This window comes from Bradyrhizobium sp. Ken64 (assembly GCF_055807555.1).
Map to the genome: position 1 here is coordinate 1 of NZ_JBVVPA010000029.1, position 18,582 is coordinate 18,582.

17 protein-coding genes and 1 pseudogene are annotated in these 18,582 nt (G+C 63.2%); 6 read left to right on the forward strand and 12 right to left on the reverse strand.

The genetic code is table 11. The features are described from left to right. The 3 genes and pseudogenes from AC0L2F_RS31400 to AC0L2F_RS31410 form a co-directional block, all read right to left on the reverse strand. A partial coding sequence (locus AC0L2F_RS31400) for an outer membrane protein (protein ID WP_473251028.1) occupies window positions 1-527 on the reverse strand: 527 nt, incomplete at its 3' end. Between the two features lie 309 nt (window positions 528-836). Further along, on the reverse strand, window positions 837-1,265 hold the full coding sequence (locus AC0L2F_RS31405) for a hypothetical protein (RefSeq protein WP_473251029.1): 429 nt from the start codon (window positions 1,263-1,265) through the stop codon (window positions 837-839). A gap of 865 nt (window positions 1,266-2,130) precedes the next feature. Continuing rightward, window positions 2,131-2,571, reverse strand: a pseudogene (locus AC0L2F_RS31410) (ATP-binding protein); the annotation flags it as partial. A 312-nt stretch (window positions 2,572-2,883) separates the two neighbouring features. Between AC0L2F_RS31410 and AC0L2F_RS31415 the strand changes: the two are divergent. Then, complete coding sequence (locus AC0L2F_RS31415; RefSeq protein WP_157234033.1) at window positions 2,884-3,084, forward strand: hypothetical protein; 201 nt, start codon at window positions 2,884-2,886, stop codon at window positions 3,082-3,084. Next, on the forward strand, window positions 3,065-5,134 hold the full coding sequence (locus tag AC0L2F_RS31420; RefSeq protein WP_007606256.1) for a recombinase family protein: 2,070 nt from the start codon (window positions 3,065-3,067) through the stop codon (window positions 5,132-5,134). The genes AC0L2F_RS31415 and AC0L2F_RS31420 overlap by 20 nt, the downstream gene beginning before the upstream one ends. 19 nt (window positions 5,135-5,153) lie before the next feature. On the opposite strand, the gene AC0L2F_RS31425 is transcribed toward AC0L2F_RS31420, so the two are convergent. Both AC0L2F_RS31425 and istA read right to left on the reverse strand, forming a co-directional pair. Beyond that, complete coding sequence (locus AC0L2F_RS31425) at window positions 5,154-5,492, reverse strand: ATP-binding protein (protein WP_473251030.1); 339 nt, start codon at window positions 5,490-5,492, stop codon at window positions 5,154-5,156. Window positions 5,493-5,510: 18 nt separating this feature from the next. Beyond that, on the reverse strand, window positions 5,511-7,052 hold the full coding sequence (istA, locus tag AC0L2F_RS31430) for an IS21 family transposase (RefSeq protein ID WP_473251031.1): 1,542 nt from the start codon (window positions 7,050-7,052) through the stop codon (window positions 5,511-5,513). 186 nt (window positions 7,053-7,238) lie between these two features. On the opposite strand from istA, the gene AC0L2F_RS31435 reads away from it, so the two are divergent. From AC0L2F_RS31435 to AC0L2F_RS31445, 3 genes are all read left to right on the forward strand, one after another. Next, window positions 7,239-7,616, forward strand: a complete 378-nt coding sequence (locus AC0L2F_RS31435; RefSeq protein ID WP_473251032.1) for a hypothetical protein — start codon at window positions 7,239-7,241, stop codon at window positions 7,614-7,616. An 80-nt stretch (window positions 7,617-7,696) separates the two neighbouring features. Continuing rightward, window positions 7,697-7,861, forward strand: coding sequence for a hypothetical protein (locus AC0L2F_RS31440; protein ID WP_473251033.1), 165 nt, complete (start codon window positions 7,697-7,699; stop codon window positions 7,859-7,861). Next, complete coding sequence (locus AC0L2F_RS31445) at window positions 7,858-8,412, forward strand: hypothetical protein (RefSeq protein ID WP_473251034.1); 555 nt, start codon at window positions 7,858-7,860, stop codon at window positions 8,410-8,412. Before AC0L2F_RS31440 ends, AC0L2F_RS31445 begins: the two co-directional genes overlap by 4 nt. Before the next feature lie 242 nt (window positions 8,413-8,654). Here AC0L2F_RS31445 and AC0L2F_RS31450 read toward each other — a convergent pair whose 3' ends face one another. Further along, window positions 8,655-9,881: a phenylacetate--CoA ligase family protein gene (locus AC0L2F_RS31450; protein WP_473251035.1), complete on the reverse strand. Its 1,227-nt coding sequence runs from the start codon at window positions 9,879-9,881 to the stop codon at window positions 8,655-8,657. Window positions 9,882-9,967: 86 nt separating this feature from the next. Here AC0L2F_RS31450 and AC0L2F_RS31455 point away from each other — a divergent pair, with 86 nt between their 5' ends. Further along, complete coding sequence (locus AC0L2F_RS31455; protein ID WP_473251037.1) at window positions 9,968-11,119, forward strand: AGE family epimerase/isomerase; 1,152 nt, start codon at window positions 9,968-9,970, stop codon at window positions 11,117-11,119. 65 nt (window positions 11,120-11,184) lie between these two features. Here the strand turns inward: AC0L2F_RS31455 and AC0L2F_RS31460 are convergent, their stop codons facing one another. From AC0L2F_RS31460 to AC0L2F_RS31485, 6 genes are all read right to left on the reverse strand, one after another. Continuing rightward, entirely contained in the window at window positions 11,185-12,024 is an 840-nt protein-coding gene (locus AC0L2F_RS31460) for an ABC transporter ATP-binding protein (protein ID WP_473251038.1), read from the reverse strand. Between the two features lie 133 nt (window positions 12,025-12,157). Then, window positions 12,158-13,441 carry an ABC transporter substrate-binding protein gene (locus AC0L2F_RS31465; RefSeq protein ID WP_473251039.1) on the reverse strand — a complete coding sequence of 428 codons (1,284 nt, stop codon included), beginning with the start codon at window positions 13,439-13,441 and terminating at the stop codon, window positions 12,158-12,160. A gap of 46 nt (window positions 13,442-13,487) precedes the next feature. Further along, entirely contained in the window at window positions 13,488-14,561 is a 1,074-nt protein-coding gene (locus AC0L2F_RS31470; protein ID WP_473251040.1) for a branched-chain amino acid ABC transporter permease, read from the reverse strand. A gap of 3 nt (window positions 14,562-14,564) precedes the next feature. Then, window positions 14,565-15,458, reverse strand: a complete 894-nt coding sequence (locus AC0L2F_RS31475) for a branched-chain amino acid ABC transporter permease (RefSeq protein ID WP_473251042.1) — start codon at window positions 15,456-15,458, stop codon at window positions 14,565-14,567. Window positions 15,459-15,681: 223 nt separating this feature from the next. Then, a complete protein-coding gene (locus tag AC0L2F_RS31480) occupies window positions 15,682-17,613 on the reverse strand; it encodes an AMP-binding protein (RefSeq protein WP_473251043.1) in 1,932 nt (643 codons plus the stop codon). After that, window positions 17,610-18,431 carry an ABC transporter ATP-binding protein gene (locus tag AC0L2F_RS31485; RefSeq protein WP_473251044.1) on the reverse strand — a complete coding sequence of 274 codons (822 nt, stop codon included), beginning with the start codon at window positions 18,429-18,431 and terminating at the stop codon, window positions 17,610-17,612. Before AC0L2F_RS31485 ends, AC0L2F_RS31480 begins: the two co-directional genes overlap by 4 nt. Window positions 18,432-18,582 lie beyond the last annotated feature (151 nt).

The window sequence follows — 18,582 nt, forward strand, 5'->3', positions numbered from 1 at the left end:
TTCTGGGCGAACATGTATTCGAGACCACCGCCCACGGTGTAGCCGTCGCGACCACCGCCGTTGTTGGTGAAGGTGCCGCCGCCGAAACCGTTCGTAAGGCGGGAGTCAGCCCAGGCATAACCGCCTTTGACGTACACCATCGCCGGACCCCAGGTGTAGCCGAGGCGACCGGTGACCGAACCGAGCCCACGATTGACGAACGGATTGTTATTGGTGTCGAGGAAGCTGTAGTTCGCTTCAATGCCCAGCACCCAGTTCGGTGAGAACTGATGGTCGTAACCGACCTGCGCGCCGCCCATGAACACACCGTCGTTGCTATTGGTACCGGTGAAGCCAGGGGCCAGAATGTTGTTGTCGCCGCCGAATGCGCCGCCGACGTGACCGCCGATGTAAAAGCCGGTCCAGTTGTAAATCGGCGAGGGCTGCATCGCTGGGGCTTTGGTGTAAGGACGCGCGGCCATATCAGCTGCCGATGCTGTACCCGCTAGCGCGGCAAAAGCGACAGTAGTTAGAAGGAACTTTTTCATTTCGAGTCTCTCAGGTTTCAAAGCTGTGCCAAAAGCTACTAACCCAACTCAACGAATTTGCTGTAGCGCGGCAGACACACAGCGGACTAGAATGCTGAAGCAGCACCCGTTTCCCGCACGACCGCAGGCAACGGCGCTTGATTGCGGAACTTCCGCGCTCAATCGCTGTCACTCCGCGCTTGCGAAGATCAAGCGAGTAAGGCTTGACCAGCTGATATTGGAACCTTGCCGTCGCTACGGCAAAGCGGACGTCGCGCTGCCAGGTCTGAAAGGCTACTCGAGGCTTGCGCAACGTGAGACCTCTGCATCTTAGGAACTGGCCGAGGCGCGCTGCGACTCCATAAGGAACCGCACCGTCATGGCCGTGGCAAGACCCGTGGCAATCAAGTACGCGGGGGACATGTTCCACCCGCTACCTGCGAGCACTAAATAGCTCAGCAATCCTCCAGTCGAAACGGTGAAGCCAAGCCAGGCAAGCTTTGGGAAATGAAATCCACATTCGCCGCGCCAAAGATCAAGCACGAGGTAGAACACGAGAAAAGTGTTGCCGAGCGCCGCCGGCAGCAAACCCATGATGATACCGCTCTTGAATTCAAGATAGGATAACACGCCGTCAACCTGAGCAATCACGGCGAACGACAAATAGCGCGGATTGATGCAGGCTGGGGCGATAGACGCGTGCTCAAAGGCATAGAAATAACGCTCATGCATCTTCGGAAGCAAGTAGGGCATGAGCATGAGCGAGACGCACGCGGCGAGCAGAATGAATTCTGGGCCCGTTCGTTTGGAACGCGCGCTGAACATTGACAAGGATGGCGATGCCCATCGCAATTGACCGGTCGATGGCCGGCAGCGTCATCTCTGGCAGTGCCAGAGAGTTTTCCCCAAGACAAGGTTACATTGCGCTTGCGAGCTACACTCGCAGAAGCGGCGTATTACCGGCGCGTCGGCTCTGCGCCACTCTCGGGAGAAAATCGATGAATTCGAGCGCAATGCTGGTTGGGAAGCTGAAGAGGCGGAACCACCGAACCTCACGTCGACAGCAGGTGACGAAATGATGAAGGCCGCGTCGCGTAGGCCTGTGCCCATCGTCGAACTCAATTCGGTTCAGCGACTCCGATACGCTAGCGACTGCGCGAGCGCGCAAAAGGCGACCGCGCCAACTTGATGTTGGTCCTTGCGATGGTGAGACGCGGCGCGACCTGCGCAGCGAAGGCCGCGCCCTACGTTCACCCCAAGCTCGCCTCGATGCCGGGCGCTGTTACCAAGACGGACCGGTGTTCAATGGACCTGACAAATTGACCGAGGAAGAGTTGGCCGCGTTCGAGCGGATGGCCGCAAAAGCGGCGGTGAAAGTGGAAGACCAAGTGGGAGACCTTAGACCTGCGGACGAGTATTTGCCCATCGTGTCGAGGCCGAACTCAAAGAGGACGGGCGCAAGCCGGCCGGCGAGACGGTCGATGAACCCGATGGGAAACGATGTGCGGATTCCGGGGATTGCGGCCAGAGATTCCGATTGAACGCGACCATGCATTCCGATCGAAGGCGGCCACCTGTTCCGACGAAGGCGGCCGGGGTGTCGTTGCCGGCATGAGGAGTTGGGTCAGGTTTTCTTCGCGGCGTCAAGATTGGCGCGTTGGGCAGTTATTTTCCGCATGCTGTCTCCTTTGAGGATGAGGCGGTGAGCGTTGTGGACGAGGCGGTCAAGGACGGCGTCGGCGATGGTCGGGTCGGCGATGATCTCATGCCAATTTTCGATCGGTACCTGGCTGGTGATGATGGTCGATCCGCGCTGGTGACGATCGTCGACGACTTCGAGGAGATCGCGACGCTGCTCGCCGGTAATCGGAGCGAGGCCCCAGTCGTCGAGGATGAGCAAATCGACCCTCGATAACGTCTTGAGGAGCCGCGCATAGCGTCCGTCGCCGCGGGCGAGCGCAAGAGCTTCGAACAGCCTTGGCAGGCGATGGTATAAGACCGATCGATTATCGCGGCATGCCTTGTGACCGAGCGCGCAGGCGATCCAGCTCTTGCCGACGCCGGTCGAGACAGCGTCACAATGCCGGGTGTCTGGCGTTCGAGGTTTTGATCCTCTATCCGTTCCATCCTCGGGCCGGGCAGATGGTGCAGGTCGAGCACCGCAAGCGCTTCGCCGGCGAGGACCATTTGGTCGTGGTGCAGCCCGACGGGACACTCGCCCTAATCCCGGCCTGGATGAGCGAGGATATTGCTCGCTCTGCAACGCTCACAGCAAGCCCGCGGTTGGCTGTCGAAAGGCTCGTCGAGCTGCGGGCGCGAATCGATGTGCTTATCGCCTCTCGAGGCGGGGCGTGGCCCCTGCGTGAAGGAGGGGATCATGCAACCAAGACGCTACTTGCAACGAAGCCTGTTCGAGGAGGATCGCCGGACGCCGGCGATTCCGGCGTCGCAGAGAAGCACTCTCGTCCGCCTGATCGAGAGGCTGCTGGTCGAGGCCCTCGCCGACGGCGCCAATATCGAGACGGGCACACCAACCGCAGAGACGAGGGAGGCCGCTCATGAGCAAGGTCACGCCTGAGCACCTCGCCCGTCAGGCCGTCGTCTACATCCGTCAGTCGACGCCTGATCAGGTCGCCCACAACCTGGAAAGTAAGCGCCGTCAGTACAATTTGCCGGAGCGCGCGCGACAGCTGGGCTGGAGCGATGTTGCCGTCATTGATGACGATCTCGGCCGCTCCGGCGGTGGCGTCGCGAGGCCCGGCTTCGAGAAGCTGCTGGCCGCCATCTGTGAGGTGCGCGTCGGAGTCGTGGTCTCGATCGAAGCGTCGCGGCTCGCACGCAACGGTCGCGACTGGCACACCCTGCTCGAGTTCTGCGGTCTCGTCGGCACACTGATCGCCGACGAGGACGGCGTCTACGATCCGCGACAGCCCAACGATCGCCTACTGCTCGGCATGAAGGGTACCATGAGCGAGATGGAGTTGTCGGTACTGCGCCAGCGTTCGCTCGAAGCGCTGAAGCAGAAGGCGCGCCGGGGCGAGCTGTTCATGACGGTCGCCGTCGGCTACGTGCGGGTCGGCCACAACCGTATCGAGAAGGACCCGGATCGGCGCGTCGGCGAGGCGATTGCGCTCGTCTTTGCCAAGTTCACCGAGATGCAGTCGGTGCGTCAGGTGCACCTCTGGTTCAGACACGAGCGCGTTCCGCTGCCGGCCGTCACCTATGGCGCCGAAGGCCACCTGGTTGATTGGAAGCTGCCGGTCTACAACACGATCCTACACATTCTGACCAACCCGATCTATGCGGGCGCGTATGCATTCGGGCGCACTGGCAGCCGCATCAGCATCGAGGCCGGCCGCAAGAAGGTGGTTCGCGGCTTCAAGAGGGAGCGCAAGGATTGGGAGGTGTTGATTCCGAACCATCATGAGGGTTATCTGAGCTGGGCGGACCATGAGAGGAACCTCGGCCTGATTGCGGATAACGCCAACGGCAAGAACCCGATGAGCCGCGGTGCCCTGCGCCGAGGTGAGGCTCTGCTCGCCGGCCTGCTGCGCTGTGGCCATTGTGGTCGCAAACTTCACGTCGCCTACTCCGGCAAGGACGGCAACACCGGTCGCTACCATTGTCGGGGCGGCGCCAACAATCATGGCGGTGACCCTTGCATCTCGTTCGGCGGCATGCGGATCGATCGTGACGTGGCCGCCGAGGTGGTCGAGCGCCTGCAGCCGCTCGGTATCGAGGCGGCACTCGCCGCGCAGGCTGCGCGCAGCCGTGCGAACGAAGACAAACGCGGCCAAGTCGAACTGGCGCTGGAGCAGGCTCGCTATGAGGTCGGGCGGGCGCGCCGCCAATACGATGCCGTCGATCCCGCCAATCGTCTCGTTGCCGCCGAGCTGGAAAAGCGATGGAATGACCGGCTGGCGGTCGCGCGCAATCTGGAGACCGAGCTGGACGCACTGACGGCTTCGCCCGCTGTTGATCTCACACCCGCCGACCGGGAGCGGCTGATGACGCTAGGCGCCGACCTGGAGCGTGCTTGGTCGAGTGCCAGCGTGGCCCCCGAGACGCGCAAGCGGATCGTGCGAACGCTGATCGACGAGATCGTCGTCCGCGTCGAGGACACCACGCTCGATCTGGTGATCCGCTGGCACGGCGGTGACCACTCCGCTCTCAAGGTCAAGAAGAATCGCTCCGGCCAGCACCGCTGGAGCGCAGCGGGAGAGACAGTCGATCTCGTGCGCGTGCTGGCGCGGCAGATGCCGGACAAAGCGATCGCGTCGGTGCTAAACCGCTCCGGTAAGACCACGGGGCGCGGCAATGGCTGGACCAAGTCGCGAGTGTGCAGCTTGCGCAGCCACAACGACGTCGCAGCCTATCGTGAAGGCGAGCGCCACGACCGCGGCGAGGTCACTCTGGACGAGGCGGCCGCGGCCCTCTCCGTCAGTCCATCAACCGTGCGACGTCTGATCAAGGACGACCAACTCGCGGCGGGCCAGCTTTGCAAAGGGGCACCTTGGATCATCAAAGCAGCCGATCTTGAGCGTGCTGACGTCAAACGAGCCGCCACCGCGCGGTGCCTCAGACGTCCGCCGTCCGGCACTCCGCTACAAAAAGAACTGGAACTCTAACGAGATAGAAAGGTGAGCATTATGAAGCGGGCTCGGTCGGCCCGGTGATGAGCAAATTTTGCTTGCGGCCGATCCAATCGCCATCGACGAGCTTGGCAAAGAAGGCGCGGTCGATGCCGCGCGGAGCGCGCAGATCGACATCTTCGACGATTGCGGCCTGCCGTAGCGAGGCAAACTTCAGGCGTACGATGAGCCTTTTGTTCTCTCGCTCAGTTGCTTCGCGATCGATCATCAGGCCGAGGCGCTGCTCGAAGGTCAGCGCGGTGACGTCCGGTTGGCGTTGCTGATCATCGAAGGCCTTGGCCATTCCGGCGAGCCCGAGAGCGGCGAGACGTTCGTGGGTATGATTGCTGAGCATAATGCCTCCTTGTTGCGGTCAGTGGTAGTAGCCGCGGCCACGGATGTTACCGTGCTGGATGGGATCGGCGTCGGGGGTGGTGTCGGGAAGGAAGGACTTGTCCAGGCCGGTCTTGAGAATCGAGGCAATCGACCGATAGCTCGCTGAGCCGATGCTGATCCCGCGGCGGCAAGCGGCTTCGAGACGTTGCGTCCCATAGGTCTTTTCCAACCGCAGGATGCCGAGACAGGATCGGAAGCCCTGCTCGGGATGCGGCTTTGTCCGCATGATCGCCTCGCACAGCGCGATTGTGGACGGACCGACTTTCTCAGCGGCGGCCAGCAGACGCGCCGGCGTCCAGAAGGCGTATCGGCGATGCGCGCTCGGCATGTGCTCGGGGATCGTGGTGTGGCGGCGCTTCACCCCCGAGCGTGCATGGCTGGCGATGCGGGTGCCGCGATGGAACACCTCGATGGTGGCTTCGGTGGCCCGAACCTCGACAACCTGGCGGATCATGCGGGATGGCACCGAGTAGAAGTGTCCCTGAACTTCGACATGGTAATCCGGCGCCACACGGGCACGACGCCATTCGGCGTACTGATAGGCCTCGGCCGGCAGCGGCATCAGGGCCGGACGATCGATGGTGTCGAAGAACTCGCGGCGGCTGGCACCGAGCTTGCGCATCAGGCGGGCGTTGAGTTGGTCGACCAGGATGCGGATCGCAACATTCAACTCGGCGAGCGAGAAGAAGCGCCGGTTGCGCAGCCGCGCCAAAATCCATCGCTGGACGATAAGAACCGCCGCCTCCACCTTGTCCTTGTCGCGCGGCTTGCGGGGCCGCGCCGGCATAATGGTGGTGCCGTAATGGGCGGCAAGATCTTGGTAGGTCCGGTTGACGCCTGGCTCGTAGCGGCTCACCACCGTCACCCCGGCCTTCAGATTGTCGCAGACGAGCGCCTTCGGCACCCCGCCCAGGAAGGTGAGCGCATCCACATGGGCGCCGATCCAGTCGGGCAGCGCCTCGCTGAACCGGGCTTGGGCAAAGGTGTAATTCGACGCTCCCATGACCGCGACGAAGATCTTGGCGGCGCGCACCTCCCCGGTGAGCCCGTCGAACACCGGCATGGTATCGCCGGCGAAGTCCACGAACAGCTTTTCGCCGGCCGCGTGGGTCTGCCGCATGGTCGCCGTGATGCCGTGGCGCCATTCGACGTAGAGGTCGCAGAACCGGCTGTAGCCGTAGCCGTCGGGATGATGGCCGCGGTATTCCTCCCACAGCAGTGCCAGCGTTACGCTGCGGCGCCGCAACTCGGCATGGACATGCCCCCAATCCGGAAGCGGCTTCGATCGTGGCGGGTTGTAGCCGGCCGGCGCAAACAGCTTGCGCTCCAGGGCTGTGTCGTCGAGCTCCTCCGGGATCGGCCAGGTGATGCCGATCACCGCGGCCCGGCGGACATACTCCGCGATCGCCGTGCGACCGATCCCGACCGATCGGGAGATCACCCGATCGCTCACCCCACAGGCATACTTCAGGCGTAGAACTTCTCGAATCTTCCGCATCGGCAATCTCTCGGCGGGCATCGGACCTCCCATTGCGTCAACCGCAAAAGGAGGGACCTTGCCCCGTTCAGATTGCCGACAACGCCCCCCGTCTCACCCTATCAACAGGGTGGCCGCATTCGTTCGGATCGGGTGGCCGCTTTCGATCGGAATCGGTGGCCGCCTTCCGTCGGAATCGGTGGCCGCTTTGCCCCGGATTCCGCAACGATGACGCAGCAGCGGAAGTTTGAAATGCCTTCACGATCGGAACGTAAGAAGACTGTACTACGCTCCACACCTCCCTTGTTGATCGGTGAATCCGAGCGCGAATTTGGCTGCTTGCACACGGCGCTTGAACTGGAAATCGGGCCGAAAGGAATCATCGAGGAGATCTATCTCGATGATATCACGGTGATCATCTGGGAGATCCGGCGCCTGCGCCTCTGCAAAAGCGCCATCATCAACAATGCTATCCGCAGCGCTTTGCAATCTCTACTCAGAGACCTGATGTGGTCCCCCGAGCAGCCGTATTATGAGAAGGCCGACGCTCTTGCGATCGAATGGTATGATAGTCAACAGGCCAAGGACAGGGTTCAGCAATATTAGGCCGCTTTCAGCTCGATGAGTCCGCTATTGTAGCGCAAGCGATCAGAGCAGTGCTCCCGGAACTTGAAAGGATCGACAGAATGATCGCGTCGTTGGAAGCACGCCGCGACAAGGTGCTTCGATGCGTCGCTGAGTACCGGTATAGCTTGGCTCAGCGGCTGCGGCAGACTTCAGACCGGATGCTTCAAGGCGATCATTTGCTCGGCCTTGAACATAGTGCCAGCAAGAAATCCACGGCAGGTTGACCGTGGCAAGCGAACGGCAACTTGCGGCCAATCGTCGAAATGCGCTCAAGAGCACCGGCCCTCGGTCCTGCGCGGGCAAAAAACGGGCGAGCCATAACGCCTATTACCACGGTCTAAGCTTAAGCATCCCGGTCGCGGCATTTACGAAGCAGCTCGAAGAGCGCGCCCGGAAAATCGCTGGCGACTGCAAGAACGAAATTGTTCTCGAGCACGCCCGCGCCGCTACGCAAGCGGAGTTCGATCTCGCACGCATTCGGCAGCTCAAGGTAGCTCTGATCGAGCGCGGATTCGCCCTTGGCGCAGTTATTTCTGCTCCGGTGCTTGCCCCTGCGGTCGCGGAAAGCCGCTACATTGAAACGATCTTGGCAGGAAAAGCGCCACCAGAACAACCCGAACGGATGGCCGCCTTGGCCATGCCGACCCACCAGCCGGAACGGACGGCTGAAGCCGTTCGGAGAGCGCTCCCGGAGCTTCGTAAGCTTGATCGATATGAATGCCGAGCCGCCGCTCGGCGTGATCGTGCAATCCGGGAGATTGTGAAAAGGCGATAGCGCGGAGCCGCTGATGGAGAAGGCAACTGGTGATCGACGCTGAGCGACGCTCTCTCTGAGGGGCAGGGGGAGAATATGCTCTTATGGGCGAATAGCTGGACGCTGCAACCAAAGATTGCAGTTCGTTTCATTGGTTTCGATCGCGCGGTAATGGCGAAAACAGCCCCAAGCTCAACCTGCCTATGTATTCGCCAGCACGTGAGCAAGAAATCTCGAAGCCGGTTTAGATAGGATTCACGTGATCAGCCCCGCTCGTCCGCGATCACCTTGCCGTCGTTCGGTAGCGCGCCGGGCCCCACCAGTTCAACGTCGCCTCCGAGTTTCGTCACTGCGCGCAAGGTGCCTGCAATCTCCTCGCGTAACGCATCGTTCGCGGCCGCCGTCTCGGCTTTCAGCGTCATCGCATCGGCCTCGCCCTGGCGCGTGACGACGAGGCGTAGTCTTCCGAGGGCGGAATGGCGCTTGCCGATCTCGGCGACCTGCTCGGGGCGGACGAACATGCCCTTGACCTTGGTGGTCTGGTCGGCGCGGCCCATCCAGCCCTTGATGCGCATGTTGGTGCGCCCGCAGGGGCTGGTGCCCGGCAGTGCTGCGGTGAGGTCGCCGAGAGCGAGCCGGATCCAGGGATGGTGCGGGTCGAGCGAGGTCACGACGATCTCGCCGACGTCGCCGGGTGCCACGGGATCGCCGGTGCCGGGCTTGACGATCTCCATGATCAGATCCTCGTTCACAACCATGCCGTCGCGTGCGCTGGTCTCGAAGGCGATGAGGCCGAGATCGGCGGTGCCGAAGGCCTGGTAGGCGTCGATGCCGCGCGCCTTGATCTCCACCTGGAGCGAGGGCGGGAAGGCCGCGCCCGAGACCAGCGCGCGCTTGATCGAGGAGACGTCGCGGCCCGAGTTTGCGGCAGCATCGAGCAGGATCTTCAGGAAGTCCGGCGTGCCGCTGTAGCCCACGGGACGGTAGGCCTCGATCAGCTCGAATTGCTGCTCGGTATTCCCTGGACCTGCCGGGATCACGGCGCAACCGAGCGCGCGGGCCGACGCATCGAAGATGAAGCCGCCGGGGGTGAGATGATAGCTGAAGGTGTTGAGCACGATGTCATCGGGCCGGAACCCGGCCGCGAACAGCGCCCGTGCGCCGCGCCACGGATCGGCCTGCCGCCCCTCCGGCTCGAAAATCGGCCCGGGGGAGGTGAAGAGGCGGGCGAACGAGCCGGGCGCCGCCGCGACGAACCCTCCGAAGGGCGGGGAGGCCTTGTGCAAAGCCGGCAGTTCCGACTTGCGCAGCACCGGCAGGCCCGCCAGTGCCGCCCTGGAGGTCACGGTAGCCGGATCCAGGCCTTTCAGCCGATCAGCATAGGCTGGCGCGGTCATCGCAGAGCGCAGCACGCCGGGCAGGCGGGCGAACAGATCGACCTCGCGCGCGGCTTGCTCGCGCGTCTCGAGGGCGTCGTAATGGGCGGTCATGGCTGATCTTTCCGGGTTGGCATCCGTTGCGCGCCGCCGCCGGCATGGGTATCAGACGGCCATGGACGAGGTTTGAAGGGGACGCGATGGCGGACGAGGGAATCAGTGCGGCGGACGAGGCCGCGGACGTCGTCGCGCGCCTGAAGCGCCGCATGATCGACGAGGCGCTGCCGCTGTGGTCGACGGTCGGCTGGGACCATGGGGCGGGTGGTTTCATGGATCGGCTGCACCGCGACGGCACGGCGGACGTGACCGCGCCGCGCCGGGTGTTCGTGCAGGCCCGCCAGATCTGGTGCTACGCCAAGGCTGCGCAGATGGGCTGGTACCCTGACGGACGCGCCATCGCACTGAAGGGCCTCGAGCATCTGCTCGCCAAAGCAAAGGCGCCCGACGGTCGGCCCGGCTACGTGCACCGGCTGACGCCGGAGGGCGCGGTGCTGGACGCCCGCCGCGATGCTTACGACCACGCCTTCATCCTGTTTGCGCTCGCGGCCGTCTATGCGCTCGACCAGGACGCACAGATTCGCGCCGAGATCGACGCGCTGCTCGCCTTCCTCGATGGCCATCTGCGCTCGCCGCACGGCGGCGTCCACGAAGGGCTTCCGGTCTCGCTGCCGCGCCGGCAGAACCCGCACATGCATCTGTTCGAGGCGATGATCGCGTGCTTCGACGCAACCCACGATTTGTCGTTCCAGAACCGCGCCGGCGAGTTCTTCGCGCTGTTCCTCGCCAATCTCTACGACAAGAAGACGCGTGCGCTCGGCGAATATTTCGAAGAGGACTGGTCGAAGATCGCGCCGGTCAGCGTCGAGCCCGGCCACCAGGCGGAATGGGTCTGGTTGCTGAAGGGTTTCGAACGCATCACGGGCTGCCCGACCGGACAGCGGCGCGCCGAGCTGCTGGAAACCGCGCTGCGCTATCGCGACGAGGCCACCGGCTGCCTGATCGACGAGGGTGACGACGCCGGCAAGATTCGCCGCAGCACGCGCCGGCTGTGGCCGCAGACCGAGATCGCGAAGGCGTGGATCGCGCAGGCCGAATCCGGCGAGGCCGGCGCCGCGGACGAGGCGCGCATGGCGCTGGCGCGGCTCGAACGCCATTATCTCAGCCATCCCGTGCGGGGCGGCTGGTACGACCAGTTCGAGCGCGACGGCAAATCGCTGATCGACACCATTCCTGCGTCGTCGTTCTATCATGTTCTCTGCGCAGTCACGGAAGCGGAACAGGTGCTGGAGTAAGAGTCTGCTGTCTTGACGCGTTTTCGTCACGCGAACCTGTTCCCACTTCGCTCCAAAATGCTAAGTCAAAGCCAACGCTTGCGCCGCTTGAAGCTCTTGAGGTTCTTGAAGCTCTTGCGCTGGTCGCCGGCGCCGCCGAGGTAGAATTCCTTGACGTCCTCGTTGTCGCGCAATTCGTCCGCAGTGCCGTCGAGCACGACCTTGCCCTGCTCCATGATGTAGCCGCGGCTTGCCACCGACAGCGCGGCGCGGGCGTTCTGTTCGACCAGGAGAATGGTGACGCCTAGGTCACGGTTGATCTTGTGGATGATCGAGAACACCTCTTTCACCAGCAGCGGCGACAGGCCCATCGAGGGCTCGTCCATCAGGATCATCTTCGGGCGCGCCATCAGCGCGCGGCCGATCGCGAGCATCTGCTGCTCGCCGCCGGAGAGATAGCCGGCCAGGCCGGTGCGCTCCTTCAGGCGTGGGAAATAGTTGAAGACCCTATCGAGATCGGCGGCGACCTCGCGGTCCCTGCGGGTGAATGCACCGAGCTTGAGGTTTTCCAGCGAGGTCATGTCGGCGACGATGCGCCGGCCTTCCATCACCTGGAAGATGCCGCGGCGGACGATCTTGTCGGGATCGATGCCGTTGATGCGCTCGCCCTCGAACAGGATCTCGCCGCGCGTGACTTCGCCGTCCTCGGTCTTGAGCAGCCCGGAGATTGCCTTTAGGGTCGTCGACTTGCCGGCGCCGTTGGCGCCGAGCAGCGCCACGATCGCGCCCTTGGGCACGTCAAGGCTGAGGCCGCGCAGCACCAGGATGACGTCGTCATAGACGACCTCGATGTTGCGCACGGCAAGGAGGGGCGGCGGGGGTACGATGCCGGGGGAGGGGCGCTCGATGTGAGCCGCTTCACTCATGGTCAGTTACTCTCTCGATGCCGTCACAGCTTTCTCCAGTCATTCCGGGGCGGTCCGCAGGACCGAACCCGGAATCTCCAGGTTCCGGGTTCGATGCTGCGCATCGCCCCGGAACGACGAACTGGCTACATGCTCACCACCCAAGCAATTCCGGCTTGCGCGGAAGCTCGACAGCCTTGACCTTCTCGAGCTTGATCGCGCCCTTGGCCATGAGGTCGTTGAGGTCGCCGTCGGTCGCGCCCGCAATCTTGGTGCGGTAGAGATCGACCTTCAGCGTGCCGCGGTGGTCCTTGTCGGTCCAGGTCGAGGGATTGCAGACGCCCTCCATGCCTGCCGGCACCCAGTCCTTCTTCTGGTAGAAGCCCTTGGCGACGTTCTCGCCGGTGGCGCCGCCGTTCTTGGCGGCCCAATCGATCGCCTCCTTCATGTAGAGCGCCGAGCACACCGCCGCGATGTAGTGCACGGGGCGATAGACCTTGCCGGTAGGATCGGACATCTTCGAGATCTCCATCACCGTTTTCATGCCGGGCGCATCGCCGCCCCAGCTCACCGCGGTGCGCAACGGGAAGATTACGCCATCGGCGGCATCGCCCGCGGTCTTGGCGGCGTTCTCGTCCATGCCCCAGACATTGCCCATGAACTGGATGTCGACGCCGGCAGTCTTGCAGGCCTTCATCACCGAGATGTTGGACGCGGCGGTGTTGCCGAGATAGGCGTAGTTGGCGCCCGAGGATTTCAGGCTCAGGCACTGCGCGCTGTAGTCACCCGGCGCGAGCGCGAACACCAGCGGCGGTAGCACCTCGAAGCCGAGCTCCTGCGCCATGGCTTCGCCGGCGGCCTTCGGCGCGTTCGGATAGGGGTGGTTGGCGCCCATGTGGACGAATCTCGGCTTGCCGGACTTGCCCTTGGCCTTCCAGTCTTCGGCGGCCCACATCAGCATCGCGCGCAGCGAGTCCGAATAGCTCGGACCATAGAAGAAATTGTAGGGCGCGGGCTTGGCCTTGCCGCTGACGCCTTCGGGATCGGTGAGGGCGGCGGCGTAGGAGCCGGAGAGATCAGGGATTTTATCCTGTGCGAGGAAGCCGGTCAGCGCTTCGGTGTCTGCCGTGCCCCAGCCCATGATCGCTGCGACCTTGGAGTCCGGCGCCGACCACTTCTTGTAGAGTGCGATCGCGCGCGGAACCTGGTAGCCATAATCGTTGGTATCGACGTTGAGCTGCTTGCCGCCGACGCCGCCGGTCTTGTTGACCCAGGCGAAGGTGTCGGCGACGGCCTGGCCGTAGGGCGTGCCGACGTCCGACGTGCCGCCGGAATAGTCTGCGAGATGCCCAATCGCGATCTGCGCCTGCGCGCATGACGAGAATGCGGCGATCGCCAGCGCAAGTGACGCGGTGCTCAAAAAGGATTTCGTCTTCATTGGTTGCCTCCTCCTGTTTATTTGTTGGTTAGAGAGTTGCCCGCGCTCAATGCGAGAACGGGTAGAGTTTCCAATACGCCTTGATCTGTCGCCAGCGATGGGCGAGCCCGTCGGGCTCGAACATCAGGAACGCAATAATGATCACCCCGATCGCGATCTCGCGCAGGAAGGTGATGTTGTTGTTGAGCGACAGCGCCTTGTCGATCGCGCCGCCCTTCAGCGCCACGCTGAGGAACTCCATCGTCTCGGGCAGCAGCACCACGAACGCAGTGCCCATCAGCGTGCCCATGATCGAACCGGTGCCGCCGATGATGATCATGGCGAGGAACAGGATCGAACGTTCAATGCCGAAACCCTCTTGCGACACCACGAGCTGGTAGTGCGCATAGAGCGCGCCGGCGATGCCGGCGAAGAACGCGGCGAGGCCAAATGACAGCGTGCGATACTTTGTGAGGTTGATGCCCATGATCTCCGCGGAGAGATAATGGTCGCGGATCGCCACCAGCGCGCGGCCGTCGCGGGTGCGCATCAGATTGGTGACCAGGACGTAGCTTGCAACCACGTAGGCGAGCACGACGTAGAAATATTGCCTGTCGCCGCGCAGCGTGTAGCCGAAGATCGAGAACGGATTGGCGCTGGCCGGCACCGAGCCGCCGGTGAACCACTCCGCGCGGGAGAAGAAGTCGAGCAGGATGTATTGTGCGGCGAGCGTCGCGATGACGAGGTAAAGCCCCTTCAGTCGCGCCGCCGGGATGCCGAAGATCAGCCCGACCAGCGCAGTGACGATTCCCGCGAGAGGGATCGCGAAGAACACCGGGATCGATGCGCTGTTGGAGATGTAGGCCGAGGTGAAGGCGCCGAGCAGGAAGAAGGCGGCGTGACCGATCGAAATTTGGCCTGTGAAGCCGACCAGGATGTTGAGGCCAAGCGCGGCGATCGAGAAGATGCCGATCTGGATCAGGATGCTGAGCCAGTACCCACCAAGGAATTGCGGCACGAGGCAGAGCAGCAGCACGCCGGCGATCGCAAAATTGCGGCTGGTCGTGGTCGGGAAGATCGTGGTGTCGGCCGCGTAAGAGGTGCGGAAATCACCAGCAGGGATGAGGGCGGGGCCGGCCATGGATCAGATCCGTTCGATGTCGTGGGTGCCGAACAGGCCGTAGGGCTTGATCATCAGCACGATGATGAGGACGTAGAACGGCGCGATCTCGTAGAGATTGCCCCAGTGAAGGTATTCGCTGTCGACATATTGCGCGATGTTCTCGAGTAATCCGATGATGATGCCGCCGAGCACGGCACCGCCGACGGAATCGAGCCCGCCAAGGATCGCCGCCGGAAACACTTTTATGCCGTAAGCGGCAAGGCCCGAGGATACGCCGTTCACGACCGCAACGACGACGCCCGCCACCGCCGAGACCGTTGCGGAGATCGCCCAAGCCATCGCGAACACGCTTTTCACGGAAATGCCGAGCGATTGCGCGACCTGCTGGTTGAACGCGGTGGCGCGCATCGCAAGGCCGTACTTTGAGGCGCGGAAGAACCAGGCCATGCCGATCATCATCGCGATCGAGACGACGAGGCTCATGACATAGACGGTCTGGATCTGCAGCCCGAGCAGGCTGACCGACTGGCTCTCGAACACGCGCGGGAATGGCTGCGGATTGACGCCGAACATCCATTTCAGCGTCGCCTGCAGCACGGTGGACAGGCCGATCGTCACCATGATGACCGAGATGATGGGTTCGCCGATCATCGGCCGCAGGATCAGGACCTGCACCGCGATGCCGAACACGAACATGAACACCAGCGTCATCGGCATGCCGATCCAGAACGGCACCTGGTATTTCGCGAGCAAGGTCCAGCACACCCAGGCGCCGACCAGCAAGAGCTCGCCCTGCGCGAAATTGACGACCTGCGTGGCCTTGTAGATCAGCACGAACGACATCGCGACCACGCCATAGAGCGTGCCGACCACGAGGCCGTTGACCAGGAGCTGGATAAGGAAGGCGGTGTTCATGCGGATGTCCGCGTAAAATGCAGAAGCGATGACGGTGCACCCTCTCCCCTTGCGGGAGAGGGTGGCTTCGCGAAGCGAAGCCGGGTGAGGGGTTTTCTCCGCAGCGATGGTGCGGAGAGAGGACCCCTCACCCGAGTGGGGTCTTGGCTAATAGCGGAGATGCCCTCTCCCGCAAGGGGAGAGGGCGCATCGACCCGCATCGCGCTCTCGGTTCGAAGTAGGCTCACTCCGCCGCCTCCGTCATGTGCCCGTGCTCGCCCAGATCCACGACCCTCAGCGTTGTTCGTACGCGCTGCGTGGTGCCGTCCTGGAACCGGATCACGGTGTCCACGGGGATGTCGGCCTGGCCGCGGTAGATCGCGTCGATGATGCCTTCGTATTTCTCGTTGATGACGCTGCGGCGCACTTTCCGCGTGCGGGTGAGCTCGCCGTCGTCGGCGTCGAGTTCCTTGTAGAGCAACAGGAAGCGCGAGATGCGCTGTGCCGGCGGCAGAGTGGCGTTGACGGTCTCGACTTCCTTCTTGAGCAGCGCATAGACCTCGGGCCGCGAGGCGAGGTCGCTGTAGGTCGTGAACGAGAGCCGGTTCTTCTCCGCCCATTTCGAGATGATGGAGTAGCGGATGCAGATCATCGCGGCGAGCGCGTCGCGGCCTGCGCCAAGCACCACGGCTTCGGCGATATAGGGCGAGAACTTCAGCTTGTTCTCGATGAATTGCGGCGAGAAGCGCTCGCCGCGCGAGGTCTCGGCGAGATCCTTGATGCGGTCGATGACCACGAGTTGGCGATTCGCGTTGAAATAGCCGGCGTCGCCGGACAGCATCCAGCCATCCCTGATGTCGGCGACGCTCGCCTCCGGGTTCTTGTAATAGCCGAGGAACATGTGGGGATGTCGCACCACGATTTCGCCGACCCCGTGAACGTCGGCATTGTCGATGCGGATTTCGATGCTGTCGGCCATCGGCACGCCGGTGGTGTCGGGATCGACCTTGCCCGCGGGATGCAGCGTGTAGGCCCCCAGCAGCTCGGTCTGGCCGTAGAGCGTGCGCAGCGGCACGCCCATGGCCTGGAAGAACTTGAATGTCTCGGGCCCGAGTGCAGCGCCGCCGGTTGCGGCCGAACGCAGGCGGGTGAAGCCGAGGCGGTCGCGCAATGCACGGAACAGGATCGCGTCGGCAAAGCCGGAACGCTCGCCCTGTCGGAGCGCGGCAAGCCCGCTCTTCATGCCGATGTCGAACAGGCGTTGCTTGAACGGCGTTGCGTCCATCACCCTGGCGCGAACGTCGGCGGCGATCGATTCCCAAACGCGCGGCGCAAATAGGATGAACGTCGGTGCGATCTCGCGCAGATCGTTCATCATGGTCTCGGGCTCTTCGACGAAGTTGATCTTCATCCGGCACAAGAGGCCTTTGCCGAGCACATAGACCTGCTCCATGATCCAGGGCAGCGGCAGCACCGACACGTACTCGTCATCCGGCCCTTTCGGGTCGAAAGCCAGATACGTCGCGCAATGGCCGAGCACGCGGCCGGCGGCGAGCATCGCAAGTTTTGGATGCGAGGTGGTGCCTGACGTCGTGCAGAGGATCGCGACGTCCTCGCCCTTGGTCGCGTCCACCAGCCGGTCGTAAAGCTCCGGTTCGCGCGTAGCCCGCGCCCGGCCGAGTTCGGCAAATTTCTCCGCCGACATCAAACGCGGATCGTCGTATTTCCGCATGCCGCGCGGATCGGAATAGATGATGTGCTTCAGCTTTGGGACGCGGTCGGCGAGCGTGAGCAGCTTGTCGACCTGCTCCTCGTCCTCGGCGAAAACGAGCTGCGCCTCGCCATAATTGAGGAGATACGAGGCTTCCTCGTCGAGCACGTCGCGGTAGAGCCCGAGGCTCAAGCCTCCAACCGCATGAGTGGCGATTTCCGCCGCGACCCAGTCCGGCCGGTTGTCGCCGATGATGCCTATGACGTCTTGGCGCCCAAGGCCCAGTTCGACGAGACCGAGCGCGAAATCGCGCACCCGCCTCTGGTAGGCGTTCCAGGTGAACGGGCGCCACAGCCCAAGATCCTTCTCGCGCAGCGCAATCTCGTTGCCGTACTCCTTCGCATTGAGCCGGAGCATCTTCGGATAGGTGTCGGCCTGCGCGACGCGGCCTGCGTAATCCATCATGCCGCGCTCTCCTGCGCCGGCGGAGCATCGTCAGGATCGACCAGCACCTCGTCCTCTTCGCCGAGATAGGCGCGCCTGACGTGGGGATCCGCTAGCACGGCGGCCGGATCGCCCTCGGCGATCTTGCGACCGAAATCCAGCACCATGACACGGTGCGAGATGTCCATCACCACGCCCATGTCGTGCTCGATCATCACCACGGTCATGCCGAATTCCTCGTTGAGATCGACGATGTAGCGGGCCATATCCTCCTTCTCCTCGAAATTCATGCCGGCCATCGGCTCGTCGAGGAGAATGAGGCGCGGCTCCAGCGCCATGGCGCGGGCGAGCTCGACGCGCTTGCGCAAGCCGTAGGAGAGGGTGCCGGCCGGCGCCTTTCGCACCGACTGGAGGTCGAGGAAATCGATGATCTCCTCGACCTTGCGGCGGTGCTCGAGCTCTTCCTTGCGCGCGCCGGTGAGCCAGTACAGCGAGCCCGTGAGGAAATTGTTCTTCAGGAGGTGATGGCGGCCGACCATGACGTTGTCGAGCACGCTCATGTGGTGGAACAGCGCCAGGTTCTGGAAGGTGCGGCCGATGCCGAGCGAAGCGCGCGCGTTGGGCGTCAGGCCGGTGATGTCGCGTCCCCGGTAGAACAACTGGCCTTCAGTCGGCTTGTAGCGGCCGGAAATACAGTTCACGATCGAGGTCTTGCCGGCGCCGTTGGGGCCGATGATCGAGAACAGCTCGCCTTCCCTGATGGCGAAGCCGACATCGGTCAGCGCACGAACGCCGCCGAATCGCAAGGACACGCCGCGCACTTCAAGACTGGTAGCCACCAAACAGATCCCTCCCGGTGATGGCGCATTCAGTGGCGCTCTTCGTCCGTTCTGTCGGGCGATCCTAGTACGACCGTGCCGGTGAGACCATGCAGCAGATGGTCTCGACCGGAGCCGCGCCACTCTCGTTCCCGCTTGGGATCAAAAGCCG